Annotated in this window: 14 protein-coding genes; 8 read left to right on the top strand and 6 right to left on the bottom strand. The window is 54.0% G+C overall.

What is annotated here, in order from left to right; genetic code table 11:
- Positions 1-303: 303 nt before the first annotated feature.
- A complete protein-coding gene (mioC, locus tag AQ981_RS05485; RefSeq protein ID WP_058910735.1) occupies positions 304-753 on the bottom strand; it encodes an FMN-binding protein MioC in 450 nt (149 codons plus the stop codon).
- Between the two features lie 163 nt (positions 754-916).
- Positions 917-1,375, bottom strand: coding sequence for a transcriptional regulator AsnC (gene asnC, locus AQ981_RS05490; protein WP_058910736.1), 459 nt, complete (start codon positions 1,373-1,375; stop codon positions 917-919).
- Positions 1,376-1,528: 153 nt separating this feature from the next.
- Here asnC and asnA point away from each other — a divergent pair, with 153 nt between their 5' ends.
- Positions 1,529-2,521: an aspartate--ammonia ligase gene (gene asnA, locus AQ981_RS05495; protein WP_058910737.1), complete on the top strand. Its 993-nt coding sequence runs from the start codon at positions 1,529-1,531 to the stop codon at positions 2,519-2,521.
- A gap of 1 nt (position 2,522) precedes the next feature.
- On the opposite strand, the gene viaA is transcribed toward asnA, so the two are convergent.
- The gene (gene viaA, locus AQ981_RS05500) at positions 2,523-3,980 is read right to left on the bottom strand and encodes an ATPase RavA stimulator ViaA (RefSeq protein ID WP_058910738.1); all 1,458 of its coding nucleotides are present in this window, start codon (positions 3,978-3,980) and stop codon (positions 2,523-2,525) included.
- Positions 3,974-5,473: an ATPase RavA gene (gene ravA, locus AQ981_RS05505; protein WP_058910739.1), complete on the bottom strand. Its 1,500-nt coding sequence runs from the start codon at positions 5,471-5,473 to the stop codon at positions 3,974-3,976. The genes viaA and ravA overlap by 7 nt, the downstream gene beginning before the upstream one ends.
- 316 nt (positions 5,474-5,789) lie before the next feature.
- Between ravA and kup the strand changes: the two genes are divergently transcribed.
- From kup to rbsR, 7 genes are all read left to right on the top strand, one after another.
- Positions 5,790-7,658, top strand: coding sequence for a low affinity potassium transporter Kup (gene kup / locus AQ981_RS05510; protein WP_058910740.1), 1,869 nt, complete (start codon positions 5,790-5,792; stop codon positions 7,656-7,658).
- Positions 7,659-7,870: 212 nt separating this feature from the next.
- Positions 7,871-8,290: a D-ribose pyranase gene (gene rbsD / locus AQ981_RS05515; RefSeq protein ID WP_058910741.1), complete on the top strand. Its 420-nt coding sequence runs from the start codon at positions 7,871-7,873 to the stop codon at positions 8,288-8,290.
- Between the two features lie 7 nt (positions 8,291-8,297).
- The gene (gene rbsA, locus AQ981_RS05520) at positions 8,298-9,812 is read left to right on the top strand and encodes a ribose ABC transporter ATP-binding protein RbsA (protein WP_058910742.1); all 1,515 of its coding nucleotides are present in this window, start codon (positions 8,298-8,300) and stop codon (positions 9,810-9,812) included.
- On the top strand, positions 9,809-10,774 hold the full coding sequence (rbsC, locus tag AQ981_RS05525; protein ID WP_058910743.1) for a ribose ABC transporter permease: 966 nt from the start codon (positions 9,809-9,811) through the stop codon (positions 10,772-10,774). Before rbsA ends, rbsC begins: the two co-directional genes overlap by 4 nt.
- Before the next feature lie 26 nt (positions 10,775-10,800).
- On the top strand, positions 10,801-11,688 hold the full coding sequence (gene rbsB / locus AQ981_RS05530; RefSeq protein ID WP_058910744.1) for a ribose ABC transporter substrate-binding protein RbsB: 888 nt from the start codon (positions 10,801-10,803) through the stop codon (positions 11,686-11,688).
- A gap of 227 nt (positions 11,689-11,915) precedes the next feature.
- Positions 11,916-12,848 carry a ribokinase gene (gene rbsK / locus AQ981_RS05535; protein WP_058910745.1) on the top strand — a complete coding sequence of 311 codons (933 nt, stop codon included), beginning with the start codon at positions 11,916-11,918 and terminating at the stop codon, positions 12,846-12,848.
- Between the two features lie 3 nt (positions 12,849-12,851).
- Positions 12,852-13,844 (top strand): ribose operon transcriptional repressor RbsR, encoded by a 993-nt coding sequence (rbsR, locus tag AQ981_RS05540; RefSeq protein WP_071608810.1) that lies wholly within the window; start codon positions 12,852-12,854, stop codon positions 13,842-13,844.
- Here the strand turns inward: rbsR and mdtD are convergent.
- Complete coding sequence (gene mdtD, locus AQ981_RS05545; RefSeq protein ID WP_058910747.1) at positions 13,841-15,235, bottom strand: multidrug transporter subunit MdtD; 1,395 nt, start codon at positions 15,233-15,235, stop codon at positions 13,841-13,843. The genes rbsR and mdtD overlap by 4 nt on opposite strands.
- A 2-nt stretch (positions 15,236-15,237) precedes the next feature.
- Entirely contained in the window at positions 15,238-15,945 is a 708-nt protein-coding gene (locus AQ981_RS05550) for a FadR/GntR family transcriptional regulator (protein ID WP_058910748.1), read from the bottom strand.
- Positions 15,946-16,154 lie beyond the last annotated feature (209 nt).

Genomic DNA, 16,154 nt, shown 5'->3' on the forward strand with positions numbered 1-16,154 from the left:
GTCGATCGAGAAAGCGCCAGGATCTTTGCTATTTAAAAGAAGATCTTTTTATTTAGAGATCTGTTCTATTGTGATCTTTTATTAAGATCGCCATGGTCTGTGGATAAGGCGGATTCCCTTTTTATGATCAAAAGGTTGCTCAGGATCGTTTGCTGTGAAAGATCGGTGATCCCGGCCCGTATAAGCTGGGATCAGAATGGCTGGTTATACACAACTCAAAAAGTGAACAACACTTGTTATCTGGATAACTACCGGTTGATCCAAGCTTCTTAAGCCAGTTATCCACAGAAAAAAAGATGATCTTTACATTTCAGGGAGTAATTTCACCCAGGATCCCAGCCATTCTTCCGCCGGATCCTCCGGTATTTCATGATCGAGTATGTTGATCTTCAGTAGATCGCCGATCCGCGAAGCGCCGCATTGTGTTAACAGCGCATCCACTTTTTCTATTGCTCCGCAGAAGGTGTCGTATTCGCGACTACCAATGCCGATGGCGCCATAACTCAGCGCGCTCAAATCGGGACGCTGACTGGCGATATCGTCATACAGCGGCTGAAGATTATCAGGCAGGTCGCCGGCGCCGTGTGTGGAGCTCACCACCAGCCAGATCCCCTGCGGCTTCAGTTCCGCCAGTTGCGGACCATGCAAAACCGTAGCGCTGTGTCCCGCCTCCTGTAACTTATCCGCCAGGTGTTCGGCGACATACTCAGCACTCCCCAGCGTGCTGCCGCTGATCAGGGTTATCTCGGCCATGGGCGATCCCGCAAAAATCAAATCGACGCGTATTGTACGCTGTGAGCGGGCTGGGATCTACCTGTGGATAATATGGGTATACCTGGAGCGTCATGGATAACGCGCCGATCGTGCGGCTGAGACATCACGATCGGCGGACGGCCCCGCCAGTACTGACAACCTGTCAGGGAGTGATGGTACGCATGATCGGGTTTTGCAGCGAGATCAAGGTTTCTGTGGATTGAATTTCGTCAATAGTCTGGATCTTGTTGATAAGTACCTGCTGGAGCGCATCAATGGATTTGCACATCACTTTAATAAAGATGCTGTAATGACCGGTGGTGTAATAGGCTTCGGTCACTTCTTCCAGACTTTCCAGCCTGGCCAGCGCCGATGGGTAGTCTTTGGCGCTTTTGAGGATGATGCCGATAAAGCAGCAGACATCGTAGCCGAGGCGCTTCGGGCTAACATCGATACGAGCGCCGGTAATGATGCCCGCCTGTTTCATCTTCTCTACCCGGACATGGATAGTCCCGGGGCTGACGGTGAACTGTTTAGCCAGTTCGGCATACGGTGTACGCGCATTCGCCATCAGCGCTTCCAGTATTCCGCGATCGAGATTGTCGATCTGATAATTTTCCATCGCTTTTCCTTATGGATAATATCGAATTACAATTTTTTATAGCCTTATTTTAACGATTTTAAAAGCTATAAGGCTTTTTTGTTGTTGAATATTGAATTCATACCTCAATCTGTTGCTTAATCTCCGGTACAGGAATGACAGGAGTAAATAACAATGAAAGCCGCTTATATCGACACACAACGCCAGATCAGTTTTGTTAAGTCCTATTTTTCTCGTCAGCTTGAGGAGAAACTGGGGCTTATCGAAGTCCAGGCTCCGATTCTTAGCCGTATCGGCGACGGCACTCAGGACAATCTGTCGGGCAGCGAAAAAGCGGTGCAGGTGAGAGTGAAAGCGCTGCCGGAAGCGCAATTTGAAGTGGTGCATTCGCTGGCCAAATGGAAGCGCAAAACCCTCGGCCAGCACGATTTCAGCGCCGGCGAAGGGATCTATACCCATATGAAAGCGCTGCGCCCGGATGAAGACCGGCTTTCGCCAATCCACTCAGTATATGTAGATCAGTGGGACTGGGAGCGGGTGATGGGAGACGGCGAACGCCACCTTGGCACCCTGAAATCCACCGTTGAAGCTATCTGGCAGGCGATTAAAGCGACAGAGCGGGAAGTCAGCGAGCGCTATGGGCTGACCCCTTTCCTGCCGGAACATATTCACTTTGTACACAGCGAAACTCTGCAGCAGCGTTTTCCCGATCTGGATGCCAAAGGCCGGGAGCGGGCTATCGCCCGGGAACTGGGCGCGGTATTCCTGGTGGGGATCGGCGGCAAACTGGCGGACGGTAAGCGTCATGACGTGCGGGCGCCGGATTATGATGACTGGACGACACCTACCGCGCAGGGGATCGCCGGCCTTAACGGCGACATTCTGGTCTGGAACCCGGTGCTGGAAGATGCGTTTGAAATCTCTTCAATGGGCATTCGCGTTGATGCGGAAACATTAAAACGCCAGCTGGCGTTGACCGGCGATGAAGACCGCATGGCGCTGGAATGGCACCAGAGCCTGCTGAACGGGGAAATGCCGCAGACGATTGGCGGCGGTATCGGTCAGTCACGCCTGACTATGCTTCTGCTACAACTGTCGCATATCGGCCAGGTACAGTGCGGCGTCTGGCCTGCTGAGGTGCGCGACAGCGTTTCCACTCTGCTGTAATTTACTTCCCCGGCCGCCAGCGTCTCAGCAGGCGGCTTTTCAACCCGGTATCAAAGCGCCAGATATGATCAAAGATGCGCATGATCCCGGGTTTTCCATGTCTGGACATCGCTACGGCATGAAAGCGTTGCTGTAACTGCTGTTGCTGGCGGCGCACCTGACTGACGACATCATCCGGCAGGCGCTGGGCGATAAAGTCGGAAATCACCACCACATCCGCTTCCGACCAGCCGGGCTGTTGTAGTTTTTCCACCGTAGCCCGCAGACAGAGAGCAAGATCGGTACCGCCGCGGAACTGCTGGCTCAGAAAACGAATCGCCTGCTCAATGCCCTGCTGGCTGGTTAATTCATAATGCACCACTTCGCTGGCAAACAGCATAATATGACAGCGGCGATTGTCGCTCAGCGCGACGCGCATCAGCGCCAGGCTGAAGGCTTTGGCGCACTGTTCGTTAAAACCGCCCATTGAACCGGATGTATCGACGCAGACGATAAACGGCCCCCGGGGCTGTTGTTCGGTTTCCCGGTGTACCACCGGGCGTTCAGTGATTTTTTCCCGCCAACTGTCGCCCTGCAGACGGTAGGTGAGAAGCTGTTTCTCCACCAGCCGACGGTAAAATTCGAACTCCAGCTCGGTAATACCCAGAGTAGCCAGTTCCGGAGGCAGCAGGCGCAGAATGTCGTCGCTGCGCTGTAGCCCGTCGACCTGTTCAGGTACTGTCGCGGGTTCCCGCACCAGCGTGCGCCAGGTTTCCAGCGGCGCGTCTTTCTTTTCGACCGCTTTTGCCTCCCGGGAACGCCCGAGTTGTTCCGCCAGCGCCGCCAGCTCTGGTTGGCCGGAAAGAAAGTCGCCGTACTTGACGATCAGCAGATAATCGCCACGCTTCAGCGTAGCGGCGCTGAGATCCCATAAGCGCCCGGCGGCGGTATCGCTGGTCGCCAGCGTTGGCGCCAGTTGGCCGCTAAGCGTCAGGCGCTGCTGGACATCATTAAGCAGCTTCTCCTGTTCTTCTTCCAGCAATTGCTGATTCAGAGCAGTGGTCTGGACAATCAGGCTGACGCGCCAGCGTTGCAGGAACAGAGTCTGCTGGGCCGGAGTAAAGTGTGGGTTGTCATCAATCATCTGGCGCGCCTGGCCCAGAAAGGGAGAGTTCCAGGATGCCAGTTGCTGGACAATATCCGCCAGCCGGGCGTTGAACTGCGCATCCGGTAATAACTGGCTTTGTTGATAACACAGTACTTCCCGGGTGAGTTCGGCGGGAGCCCGGGCGTCCTGCAGGCGATTTTTCAGTAGCGCCCGCCACTGGCCGATATCCCGGGTTACCGCTTTGCGTAATCGCGGGTGCTTTTCAAAGAAAACCGCCAGTTGCGGCGCAGCCAACAGGGTGAGAATAATTTCTTCGATTAATTCCCCTTCGCTGATGGCCAGCAGTGTATCAATAGCGGCCAGGCTCAGCATTGCTGAGCCTGTTTTATCTGTGTCGCGACGTTCTGCAGACTGGCTTCGATACGCCCCAGCCAGGCATCCTGAATAAACAGGCAGCGTTGTTGTTCGGTAAATGCGCTGTGCTGCTGGCGCCAGGTGGTCATCAGTTCATCAAGGGCGCTGGCAATTTCTGGCGGCAATTTATTATGCTGGTGGGATCCCGGTAACGCCAGCTCACTGGACTGCAGGCTGATGTCGCGGATCACCAGGCGGGAGGCGGCATCCACTTCCAGATTGAGTAACTGACTGAAACCGGCGCCGTTAAGTTTGCCGCGGATCTCGCCGCCTTTTTGCAGCCACTGCTCCAGCGCGCTGCGGGCAAGCACCACATGGCTGACTTCAATATCATGCAGTCTCAGCGGGCGCTGAAGCAGCAGCGTCAGGTTTTCCTCACTCAGGGACGGCGGCAGAATATAGTGCGGCTGGCGGCGGAACAGCCCGCTCTGGCGGGTCAGGGTCAACGCTTCGCGATCGCTTTGCTGCTGGCGTAGTTGCATCAGTTGCTGTTGAATGGCGGCCAGTCGGGCCAGCATGGCGTTTTGCCGCCAGGCTGAACCGGTCATCAATATATCCAGTTGCTGTTCCATCAGTTGCATCGCGCTGGTGTCGTGCCACAGGCAGTCTTTCAGCAGGATTAAATCAACAGGAGCAACTTGTTCGCGGCCGCTGAAAAATGCGCTGGCCTGTAACAGGCGGATGGCCTTTTTCCAGCGTCGATCGGAGACATAGGGGGCCTGTGGCTGTGCCTCCAGCTGTTCGCGCAGGGTATAGATCAATTCAAAAACCGACTCCGGCAGCGCAACGGCGGGGATCGCCTGTTGCCAGCTGGCGTATTCATCGTCGCTGATCCGCAGGCTGGCGGGAACCGGATTATCATTTTCGTCCTGTTGGCTCACCAGCATCGAGCGAAAGTTGTGTTTTTCCTGTACCCGGTCCAGCCACAGGCGCACCAGCATCCTGTCATAAAGCGCCTCCAGGCTGCTGTCCGCTTCCGGGAGTTCGTTGGAAGCGGCCACCAGCAGGCGCATGGGGATTTTCTCTTCGCTGGCGCCGTTGCGAAAGCGCCGCTCATTGATAGCCGTTAACAGAGTATTAAGGATAGCCGGCCCGGCTTTCCAGATTTCGTCGAGAAAGACGATTTCCGCTTCCGGCAGATAGCCCCGGGTCAGTCGCTCATAGCGGCCTTCGTCTTTCAGCGCCTGGATTGACAGGGGGCCGAAAACTTCCTCCGGCGTGGAAAAGCGGGTCATCAGGTATTCAAAGGCGGTGGCCCGCTCGAAGGCAAATTTCAGGCGCCGGGCGATCAGACTTTTGGCGATCCCCGGCGGGCCCAGCAAAAATACGCTTTCGCCGCTGAGGGCGGCCAACAGGCACAGGCGTACGGCGTGGCTGCGTTCGAAAAGTCCTTTTTCCAGCGCCTGGCTGAGCCTGGAAATTCTTTCTGCCAGTAAATGTGGTTGAGCCATAATTAATCTGCGTCCTTACCTGGTTTCACTACGACAGAATGGCGAGTATAGCCGTTTCGTAAGGGCATCGATATTGAGCTAAGCTGCGGGGTATTTCTTTGCAATATGTTAATGCAGCATCATTTAGCGCTACGATTACCAGACGCATCGTGCATACTGTGCGCCTTTTGGTGTGCCAATGGACTAAGAGCCTGTCCTGTCGGGCGATTTTATTTGCCACTTCGAATCCGGGAATCGTTCGAACGGGTTACAAAAGTTATGACTGACCGGCCGGCTCTGAGCACACGATTTCAGAATCTATATGAAAGATTAGTCTATGAGCACTGATAATAAACAGTCGTTGCCGGCGGTCACGCTGGCGGCCATTGGGGTGGTATACGGCGATATTGGTACCAGCCCCCTTTATACCCTGCGGGAATGTCTTTCCGGGCAATTTGGATTTGGCGTGGAGCGGGATGCTGTCTTTGGCTTTCTGTCGCTGATTTTCTGGTTGCTGATTTTTGTCGTCTCTATTAAATACCTCACCTTTGTCATGCGCGCCGACAACGCCGGGGAAGGGGGGATTCTGACGCTGATGTCGCTGGCCGGGCGTAATACCTCGGCGCGAACTACCTCGATGCTGGTCATTATGGGGCTGATCGGCGGCAGCTTTTTCTATGGCGAGGTGGTAATAACCCCGGCTATCTCCGTTATGTCGGCAATTGAGGGGCTGGAGATCGCCGCGCCTTCCCTCGATCCGTATATTGTTCCACTCTCAGTGATTGTACTGACTCTGCTGTTTGCTATTCAAAAGCATGGGACAGGCATGGTCGGAAAGCTGTTTGCTCCCGTGATGCTGGCCTGGTTTTTGGTCCTCGCCGTGCTTGGGCTGAATAGTATTATTGATAATCCGGAAGTATTGCGGGCGCTGAACCCGGCCTGGGCGGTGCACTTTTTCCTGGAATACAAAGCGGTTTCTTTCGTTGCGCTGGGAGCGGTGGTGCTGGCGATTACCGGAGTGGAAGCGCTGTATGCCGATATGGGGCATTTCGGTAAATTACCAATCCGTATAGCCTGGTTCAGCGCGGTGCTGCCTTCCCTGGTACTCAACTATTTTGGCCAGGGGGCGCTGCTGTTGAAAAATCCCGAGGCGATTAAGAACCCCTTCTTTTTACTGGCGCCTGACTGGGCGCTGATTCCTTTGCTGATTCTGGCTACCCTGGCGACGGTTATCGCTTCTCAGGCGGTGATTTCGGGCGTCTTCTCTCTGACCCGCCAGGCGGTACGGCTGGGATATTTGTCGCCGATGCGCATTATTCATACCTCGGAGATGGAGTCCGGGCAGATTTATATTCCGGTAGTTAACTGGCTGCTCTATTTTGCGGTAGTGCTGGTGATTATCAGCTTTGAGCACTCCAGCAACCTGGCGGCGGCGTACGGTATCGCTGTTACCGGAACGATGGTACTGACCTCGATTCTGTCCTGTACCGTGGCGCGGAAAAACTGGCACTGGAATAAAATCGCCGTCCTGCTGACGGGCGCCGCGTTTTTATGCATCGACATCCCGCTGTTTTCCGCCAACGTGCAGAAAATTTTTTCCGGCGGCTGGTTGCCGTTAAGCCTCGGCCTGGTGATGTTTTTGATCATGACGACGTGGAAGAGCGAGCGTTTTCGCCTGCTGCGCCGTATGCATGAGCATGGTAACTCCCTGGAGGCGATGATAGCTTCACTGGAAAAATCACCGCCAGTGCGGGTACCGGGAACGGCAGTTTATATGTCCCGGGCATTGAACGTTATTCCCTTTGCCCTGCTGCATAACCTTAAACACAATAAGGTGCTCCATGAGCGGGTGATCTTGCTGACGCTGCGCACCGAGGATGCGCCTTATGTTCATAATGTGCGGCGCGTGCAGATAGAGCAGCTTTCCCCGACCTTCTGGCGCGTGGTGGCCAGCTATGGCTGGCGCGAGACGCCGAATGTGGAGGAGGTTTTCCACCGCTGCGGTCTGGAAGGATTAAGTTGCCGGATGACGGAGACATCGTTCTTTATGTCTCATGAGTCGCTGATTATTGGCGATCGTCCGTGGTACCTGCGTCTGCGCGGCAAACTGTTTTTATTGCTACAGCGCAATGCGTTACGCGCCCCGGATCAGTTTGAAATCCCGCCTAACCGGGTGATCGAGTTGGGTACACAGGTAGAAATCTAACCCTTTTCCTTTTGCCCCCGGGTTGCCGGGGGCTCCTTCCTCTGTTGTGTCGGCGTTCAGCAGGGCAGTAACGGCTATTATTGTTTGATACTGCAAAACGTGAGCGAAACGTTTCGATAGTGATCACAATTCTGATTTTATCTGGTTGTTGCCTGCGCAACTCTCTGGCTACACTTTTGTCAGCGAAACGTTTCGCTCGTGGAGTAAAAGAAATGAAAAAAGGTACTGTCCTCAACGCCGAAATCTCTGCCGTTATCTCTCGCCTGGGTCACACCGATACGCTGGTGGTGTGCGATGCGGGTCTCCCTATTCCCTCTTCCACACAGCGCGTGGATATGGCGCTGACTCAGGGAGTGCCTTCATTTATGCAGGTGCTGGAGGTGGTTACGGTGGAAATGCAGGTTGAAGCCGCTATCCTTGCCAGTGAGATCAAACAAAAGAACCCTCAACTTCACGAGGCATTACTGCAGCATCTGGAACAGTTGCAGCAGCGCCAGGGCAATGCCATTGAAATTCGTTACATTTCTCATGAGCAGTTCAAACAGAAAACCGCTGACAGCCAGGCGGTCATTCGCAGTGGAGAGTGTTCTCCTTATGCGAATATCATTCTGTGCGCCGGCGTAACCTTCTGAGGTTGCTATGGAAGCATTACTCCAACTTAAAGGGATCGATAAGTCGTTCCCGGGCGTGAAAGCCCTGTCCGGCGCGGCGCTCAATGTGTACGCCGGGCGCGTTATGGCGCTGGTGGGTGAAAACGGCGCCGGTAAATCCACCATGATGAAAGTTCTGACTGGTATCTATTCCCGTGATGCCGGCTCGTTGTTATGGCTGGGAAAAGAGACAACCTTTACCGGGCCGAAGTCCTCTCAGGAGGCGGGAATTGGCATTATTCACCAGGAACTGAATCTGATCCCGCAGTTGACGATTGCCGAAAACATTTTTCTGGGCCGGGAATTTGTTAACCGCCTCGGGCGCATCGACTGGAAAAAGATGTATGCCGAAGCGGATAAACTGCTGGCCAGATTGAACCTGCGCTTTAACAGTCACCGGACGGTGGGAGAACTCTCAATAGGCGATCAGCAAATGGTGGAAATCGCGAAAGTGCTGAGCTTTGAGTCGAAGGTCATCATCATGGACGAGCCTACCGACGCGCTGACCGATACTGAAACCGAATCGCTGTTTCGGGTCATTCGTGAACTGAAGTCGCAGGGCAGAGGAATCGTTTATATCTCTCACCGTATGAAAGAGATTTTCGAGATTTGCGATGATGTGACGGTATTCCGTGACGGGCAGTTTATTGCCGAACGGGAAGTGGCGTCGTTAACCGAAGACAGCCTGATTGAGATGATGGTGGGCCGTAAGCTGGAAGAGCAGTATCCCCATCTGGATAAGGCGCCCGGCGGCGTACGCCTGCGCGTTGATAAAGTTTCCGGGCCAGGAGTGCATGACGTCAGCTTTGAGCTGCGCAGCGGTGAGATCCTCGGCGTATCCGGCCTGATGGGGGCCGGACGCACTGAATTAATGAAAGTATTGTATGGCGCCCTGCCGCGCAGCGCCGGAGGCGTATATCTTGACGGGCGTGAAGTGGTTACCCGCACCCCGCAGGATGGTCTGGCAAACGGCATTGTTTATATTTCCGAAGACCGTAAGCGGGATGGTCTGGTACTGGGGATGTCCGTTAAAGAGAACATGTCGCTTACCGCGCTGCGCTATTTCAGTCGCGCCGGCGGTAGCCTGAAACACAAAGACGAACAGCAGGCGGTACAGGATTTTATCCGTCTGTTCAACGTAAAAACCCCCTCCATGGAACAGGCCATAGGGTTACTGTCCGGCGGTAACCAGCAGAAGGTCGCGATTGCCCGCGGCCTGATGACCCGCCCGAAAGTTCTGATCCTTGACGAGCCAACCCGCGGCGTTGACGTGGGGGCGAAAAAAGAGATTTATCAGTTAATTAATCAGTTTAAAGCCGAAGGGTTAAGTATCATCCTGGTGTCCAGTGAGATGCCGGAAGTGCTTGGGATGAGCGACAGAATCATTGTGATGCATGAAGGCCATTGCAGTGGGGAATTCACGCGCGAGCAGGCTACCCAGGAAGTATTGATGGCCGCGGCTGTTGGCAAACTAAATCGTGTGAATCAGGAGCAATTATTATGAATACCCCGACAGTCACCAGCCGTCGCTGGTTCACTAAAGCCTGGTTGATGGATCAAAAATCGCTTATTGCTCTGCTGGTGTTGATTGCGATTGTCTCGACGCTGAGCCCTAACTTTTTTACCGTCAATAACCTGTTTAACATTCTGCAGCAGACGTCGGTCAACGCCATCATGGCGGTGGGAATGACGCTGGTGATTCTGACTTCCGGGATCGATCTTTCGGTTGGTTCTCTGCTGGCATTAACTGGCGCGGTGGCAGCGTCGATTGTCGGTATTGAAGTGAATGCGCTGGTGGCGGTTGCCGCTGCGCTGGCGCTGGGGGCCGCGATCGGCGCGGTTACCGGGGTTATCGTCGCCAAAGGCCGGGTACAGGCATTTATCGCCACACTGGTCATGATGCTGCTGTTGCGTGGGGTTACTATGGTTTATACCAACGGTAGCCCGGTGAATACGGGGTTCTCAGACAACGCCGATCTGTTTGGCTGGTTCGGGATTGGCCGTCCGCTGGGGATCCCGACGCCGGTATGGATTATGGCGATTGTCTTTCTGGCGGCCTGGTACATGCTGCACCATACTCGCCTGGGCCGTTATATTTATGCGCTGGGCGGTAACGAAGCGGCGACCCGACTTTCCGGCATCAGCGTTGATCGAGTAAAAATTATTGTGTATTCCCTGTGCGGCCTGCTTTCCGCGCTGGCGGGGATAATTGAAGTCGCGCGCCTTTCTTCAGCACAGCCTACAGCTGGTACTGGTTATGAACTGGATGCCATTGCCGCTGTAGTGCTGGGAGGTACCAGCCTGGCGGGAGGGAAAGGCCGCATTGTCGGGACGCTGATCGGCGCATTGATTCTTGGCTTCCTGAATAATGGTTTGAATTTGTTAGGTGTTTCTTCCTATTACCAGATGATCGTTAAGGCAGTGGTTATTCTGCTGGCGGTTCTGGTGGACAACAAAAAACAGTAACGCTAACCCTACAGGACATCGTGAATATGAACATGAAAAAACTGGCTACCCTGGTTTCCGCCGTGGCGCTGAGCGCTACCCTCAGTGCCAACGCGATGGCGAAAGATACCATCGCGCTGGTCATTTCAACGCTGAATAACCCCTTCTTTGTGTCGCTGAAAGATGGTGCCCAGAAGGAGGCGGACAAGCTTGGCTACAACCTGGTGGTGCTTGACTCCCAGAATAACCCGGCGAAAGAGCTGGCTAACGTTCAGGATCTGACGGTGCGGGGCACCAAACTGATGCTGATTAACCCAACGGATTCTGACGCCGTGGGGAATGCGGTGAAGATGGCGAACCAGGCCAATATCCCGGTCATTACCCTGGACCGTATGGCCGGTAAAGGGGATGTGGTCAGCCATATCGCTTCTGACAACGTGGCGGGCGGAAAAATGGCCGGTGATTTTATCGCTCTGAAAGCGGGTGAGGGTGCCAAAGTGATCGAATTACAGGGCATTGCCGGCACCTCCGCAGCCCGCGAGCGTGGTGAAGGTTTTAAACAGGCCGTGGCGGCGCATAAATTCAGTGTACTGGCCAGCCAGCCAGCGGACTTTGATCGCACCAAAGGTTTGAACGTGATGCAGAACCTGCTGACGGCGCATCCGACCGTTCAGGCGGTATTTGCTCAGAACGACGAGATGGCGCTTGGCGCACTGCGCGCGCTGCAGACTGCCGGTAAGAGTGATGTGCTGGTGGTTGGTTTTGACGGTACCGCAGACGGAATTAAAGCTGTAGAAGGCGGTAAAATGGGGGCTACCGTTGCTCAGCAGCCTGAACTGATCGGCGTTATTGGCGTGCAGACGGCGGATAAAGTGCTGAAAGGTGAAAAGGTAGAAGCTCAGATCCCGGTTGAACTGAAGCTGGTGACTAAGTAAACATTAACCAACGCCGGGCATGGCGCCGCCCTGAGCGGCGTGAAATGACTGATAAAGCCCAAAAATCTCTTTTTGGGCTTTATCGTTTACGGTAAAAATCGCAGCATTGATTTTACCAATGAATTTTCCTGTAGCCAGGTCGGTTTAATGACCGGGTTGAAGCTTGTCACCAGTTTTACACCCCGTTGCGGCGGCGTCATTCTGGTCTGCAGAGGGATAGCGCAAAGATGAAAAACTCAGGTCAGTTGGTTGTTCTTGGCAGTATCAATGTCGACCATATTCTGAATCTCGACCAGTTTCCCGCTCCCGGAGAAACCGTTACCGGTCATCATTACCAGGTAGCGTTTGGCGGTAAAGGAGCTAACCAGGCCGTGGCTGCCGGGCGTAGCGGCGCGGATATTGCGTTTATCGCCTGTGTGGGCGATGACGATATTGGTGGTCGGGTACGCCAACAACTGGCCAGCGATGGTATTGATATCGCGCCGATTGGTGTTGTGGCGCAGCAGCCTACCGGCGTGGCGCTAATTTTTGTTAACAGCGAAGGTGAAAACGTTATTGGTATTAGCGCTGGCGCGAATGGCGCACTGAATCCGCAGCGCGTCGCCGACGAGGAAGAAAGAATTGCCGCGGCGGCCGCTCTGTTGATGCAACTGGAATCACCGCTGGAAAGCGTACTGGCGGCGGCAAAAATAGCCCATCAGCATCAGACCCGGGTGATTCTCAATCCGGCGCCAGCCTGCGAATTGCCTGATGAGCTGCTGGCGCTGGTCAATATGATTACCCCCAATGAAACCGAGGCGGAAAAACTCACCGGCATTAAGGTCGGAAACGATGATGAAGCGGCTCTGGCGGCGAATGTTTTGCATGGCAAAGGCATTGAAACCGTCATTATCACCCTCGGCAGTCGCGGCGTCTGGCTGAGCGTTAACGGCAGCGGCCAGCGTATTCCGGGATTCAGGGTTAAAGCGGTGGACACGATAGCCGCCGGCGATACTTTTAATGGCGCGCTGGTAACGGCGATGCTGGAAGGTAAAGCGCTTCCTGACGCGGTGCGCTTTGCTCATGCGGCGGCAGCCATTGCGGTTACCCGTAAAGGAGCGCAGCCGTCGGTTCCGTGGCGCCAGGAAATCGACGCATTTCTTGCCGATCAGGAGGCGTAAACGGTGGCGACTATGAAAGACGTTGCCCGCCTGGCCGGGGTGTCGACGTCAACCGTCTCACACGTGATTAATAACGATCGCTTTGTCAGCGAGGCCGTGCGCGCCAGAGTTGAAGCAGCGGTTGCCTCGCTGAACTATGCGCCTTCCGCGCTGGCGCGTAGCCTGAAAATCAACCAGACCCGTACTATTGGTATGTTAATTACTGCCAGTAGTAACCCGTTTTACTACGAACTGGTCAGAGGGGTGGAACGTAGCTGTTTTGAACGCGGTTATAGCCTGGTGTTGTGTAACACGGAAGGCGATGAACAGCGCATGAACCGCAACCTGGAAACCTTATTGCAGAAGCGCGTTGATGGATTATTGTTGCTGTGTACCGAAACGCATCTGCCTTCGCCGGAAATAATGAAGCGCTACCCGGCAATTCCTACCGTGATGATGGACTGGGCGCCGTTCGATGGCGACAGCGATCTGATTCAGGATAATTCGCTGCTGGGGGGAGATATCGCCACCCGGTATCTGATTGATAAAGGTTATACCCGTATCGCCTGTATTACCGGTCCTCTGGATAAAACCCCGTCTCGTTTGCGCCTGGAAGGCTATCGCCATGCAATGGCCCGCAGTGGATTACCGATCATGCCTGGCTATGAAGTTAATGGTGATTTTGAGTTTGCTGGGGGATACCAGGCCATGAAAAAACTGCTGGAGATGCCGCAGCCGCCGCAGGCGGTTTTTGCCGGTAACGACGCTATGGCGGTAGGCGCTTATCGCGCTCTGCACGAGGCTGGTCTGGCTATTCCTGGCGATATAGCTATCGTTGGGTATGATGATATTGAACTGGCAAGATATATGACGCCGCCGCTCACCACCATTCACCAGCCGAAGGATGAACTGGGGGAGCTGGCCATTGACGTACTGATTCACCGGATGGGCGATCCGACACTTCAGCAACAGAGACTGCAACTCACGCCGGAACTGGTGGAAAGGGGTTCTGCTTAACGTTTGTGTCGGTCTTTGATGAGATTGCGCCCGTCTCTGGGTTTCAGCAGCATAAAGACTAATGCAGAGACCAGCGTAATGGCTCCCATCGTGATAAAGGTATAGTGAAATTGTTCGATGGTATTGGTGTTGCTGAACCCTTCATAGAAGCGCAGTACTGCCGCGCTGACAGCGACGCCAAGACTGATAGACAACTGTTGAGTAACTGCCAGCATGCTATTGCCGCTGCTGGCGTTTTCATCAGTTAAATCAGCCAGAGTGATAGTATTCATCGCCGTAAACTGGGTCGACATCGCCATCCCCAGAATAAACAGCGGCAGGATCAACATCCAGGCGCGCATATCCGGTGATTGCAGGGAAAATTGAGCAACCATTATGCCGATGAATACCGTAATGCCGACCAGCGTTTTGCGATAGCCAAACCAGCGCAGTACCTGCGTCACTGTCGATTTGGCCACAATAGACCCTATGGCGGTAGGCGCCATCATACAACCAGCGATCAGCGCCGGATAACCAAACCCCACCTGTAGCATTAACGGCATCAGAAAAGGCACACATCCAGTACCTAACCGGGAAGCGATATTACCGGCGATACCAATTGAAAACGTACGGGTTCTGAAGATGGGTAGCGCGATTAATGGCGTAGGGTGACGCCTGGCATGCCATACATAAGCGGCTAACAGCGCCAGACCGCCCAGAATAACGGCGCCAGCAATCCAGCTGTTCACCAGTTGTTCGCCAAACAGCTCCATTCCGACAGATATGAACACCAGCCCGAGGCCAAACAGGAAGAATCCTGACATATCAAAGCCGCGTTTGGGGGTGGTGAAATTAGGCATGTATTTACGCGCATAGAGCAGACCGATAACGCCAATGGGAATATTGATCAGGAAAATCCAGTGCCATGTCGCCCAGGTGACGAGTACGCCGCCCAGCAGAGGCCCCAGTATCGGGCCGACCAGCCCGGGCATAGTGACAAAGTTCAATACGGGTAACAATTCGCTCCGGGGATAGGCGCGCAACAAGGCCAGGCGCGCCACCGGCATCATCATTGCGCCGCCGATCCCCTGAATCACCCTGAAGGCAACCAACTCACCCAGTGAACCGGATAATGCGCAGGCCAGAGAGCCGAGCGTAAACAGAGACACCGCAGTCATAAACACCCGGCGAGTGCCGAAGCGATCGGCGAGCCAGCCGCTGACCGGAATCAACATTGCGACAGTCAGTGTGTAACTGATAATTGCTGACTGCATGGCCAGCGGTGAGCGATTAAGACTATGCGCAATGGCTGGCAGGGCCGTGTTCAGGATAGTCGCATCCAGGGCTTGCATGAAAAAAGCCATTGCCGCAATCCACGGCAGACCTGCCATACTACGCGCAGTTTTTGTCATTCTTAATCCACTCTGTTCACCGGAGTGGGATCTTCCAGCAGTGCATGGCAGGCAGCCATCGCCGCGTTACTATCGGCACGAATGATGGCGTCGACAACGCCCTGATGAAGATCCAGTTTTAATACTCCATCGTTAGTGATGGCAGTGAAATAGTTGTAATAAATAGAACGGAAAAGATTAGCAAAAGACGAGAGGAAAGGGTTGTGGCTCATTTCATAGATGAGTTCATGGTACGCCATGTCCACCTCCACCCAACGTTCGCGGTTGAAATTGGTTTTTAATTGAACCATTTCCTCCATAGCCGCTGATAACTGCGCCTTTTGTTCTTCCGTGCCGTGACGGGCTGCCAGAGCGCAAGCCTGAGCTTCCAGCGCATGGCGCATCACCAGAAAATGATTGATGACTTGATCAAAATTATCACCATTCATCCACCAGGATATCAGCTCTTTATCCAGAAAATTCCAGTGGCTTTGGGGCATTACCCGGGTGCCGATTCGGGGACGAGGAAGTAACATACCTTTGGCCGCCAGCGTTTTGACCGCTTCCCTGACTGCGGTACGACTGACGCCAAACAGTTCTCCCAGCTCGATCTCGCCGGGGAGAATACTGCCGGGCGCATACTCTCCTTTTAAAATCTGTTGAGCCAGTTTTTCCGCCAGTACCCAGGAAATGTTCTTTTGGGCAGCCAGTTGTTGTGCCGATAGAGACATAGATACCGTTTCCTTGTTCTTTTTATACATTCAGTAGTATGCCATCGGGGAACGTTTCGTGATGCCTGAAACCGTGAATATCACGAGATACGCCGCATTTTTATACTCGGTGGCTAAAAAAAACACGGACAGATAAAAATTTAAAATATTTACTTGCCAGCCCAGGATAAGGCCCTATAATGCGCCTCCACTGACCCGGTCACAACGCG

Source organism: Entomohabitans teleogrylli (assembly GCF_001484765.1).
GTDB lineage: Bacteria > Pseudomonadota > Gammaproteobacteria > Enterobacterales > Enterobacteriaceae > Entomohabitans > Entomohabitans teleogrylli.

What these genes read in the sequence shown, in the direction of transcription:
- mioC (WP_058910735.1), bottom strand. Translation starts at nt 753, where the DNA reads ATGGCCGAGATAACCCTGATCAGCGGCAGCACGCTGGGGAGTGCTGAG.
- mdtD (WP_058910747.1), bottom strand. Translation starts at nt 15,235, where the DNA reads ATGACAAAAACTGCGCGTAGTATGGCAGGTCTGCCGTGGATTGCGGCA.
- rbsD (WP_058910741.1), top strand. Translation starts at nt 7,871, where the DNA reads ATGAAAAAAGGTACTGTCCTCAACGCCGAAATCTCTGCCGTTATCTCT.
- AQ981_RS05550 (WP_058910748.1), bottom strand. Translation starts at nt 15,945, where the DNA reads ATGTCTCTATCGGCACAACAACTGGCTGCCCAAAAGAACATTTCCTGG.
- rbsA (WP_058910742.1), top strand. Translation starts at nt 8,298, where the DNA reads ATGGAAGCATTACTCCAACTTAAAGGGATCGATAAGTCGTTCCCGGGC.
- asnA (WP_058910737.1), top strand. Translation starts at nt 1,529, where the DNA reads ATGAAAGCCGCTTATATCGACACACAACGCCAGATCAGTTTTGTTAAG.
- ravA (WP_058910739.1), bottom strand. Translation starts at nt 5,473, where the DNA reads ATGGCTCAACCACATTTACTGGCAGAAAGAATTTCCAGGCTCAGCCAG.
- rbsC (WP_058910743.1), top strand. Translation starts at nt 9,809, where the DNA reads ATGAATACCCCGACAGTCACCAGCCGTCGCTGGTTCACTAAAGCCTGG.
- rbsB (WP_058910744.1), top strand. Translation starts at nt 10,801, where the DNA reads ATGAACATGAAAAAACTGGCTACCCTGGTTTCCGCCGTGGCGCTGAGC.
- viaA (WP_058910738.1), bottom strand. Translation starts at nt 3,980, where the DNA reads ATGCTGAGCCTGGCCGCTATTGATACACTGCTGGCCATCAGCGAAGGG.
- kup (WP_058910740.1), top strand. Translation starts at nt 5,790, where the DNA reads ATGAGCACTGATAATAAACAGTCGTTGCCGGCGGTCACGCTGGCGGCC.
- asnC (WP_058910736.1), bottom strand. Translation starts at nt 1,375, where the DNA reads ATGGAAAATTATCAGATCGACAATCTCGATCGCGGAATACTGGAAGCG.
- rbsK (WP_058910745.1), top strand. Translation starts at nt 11,916, where the DNA reads ATGAAAAACTCAGGTCAGTTGGTTGTTCTTGGCAGTATCAATGTCGAC.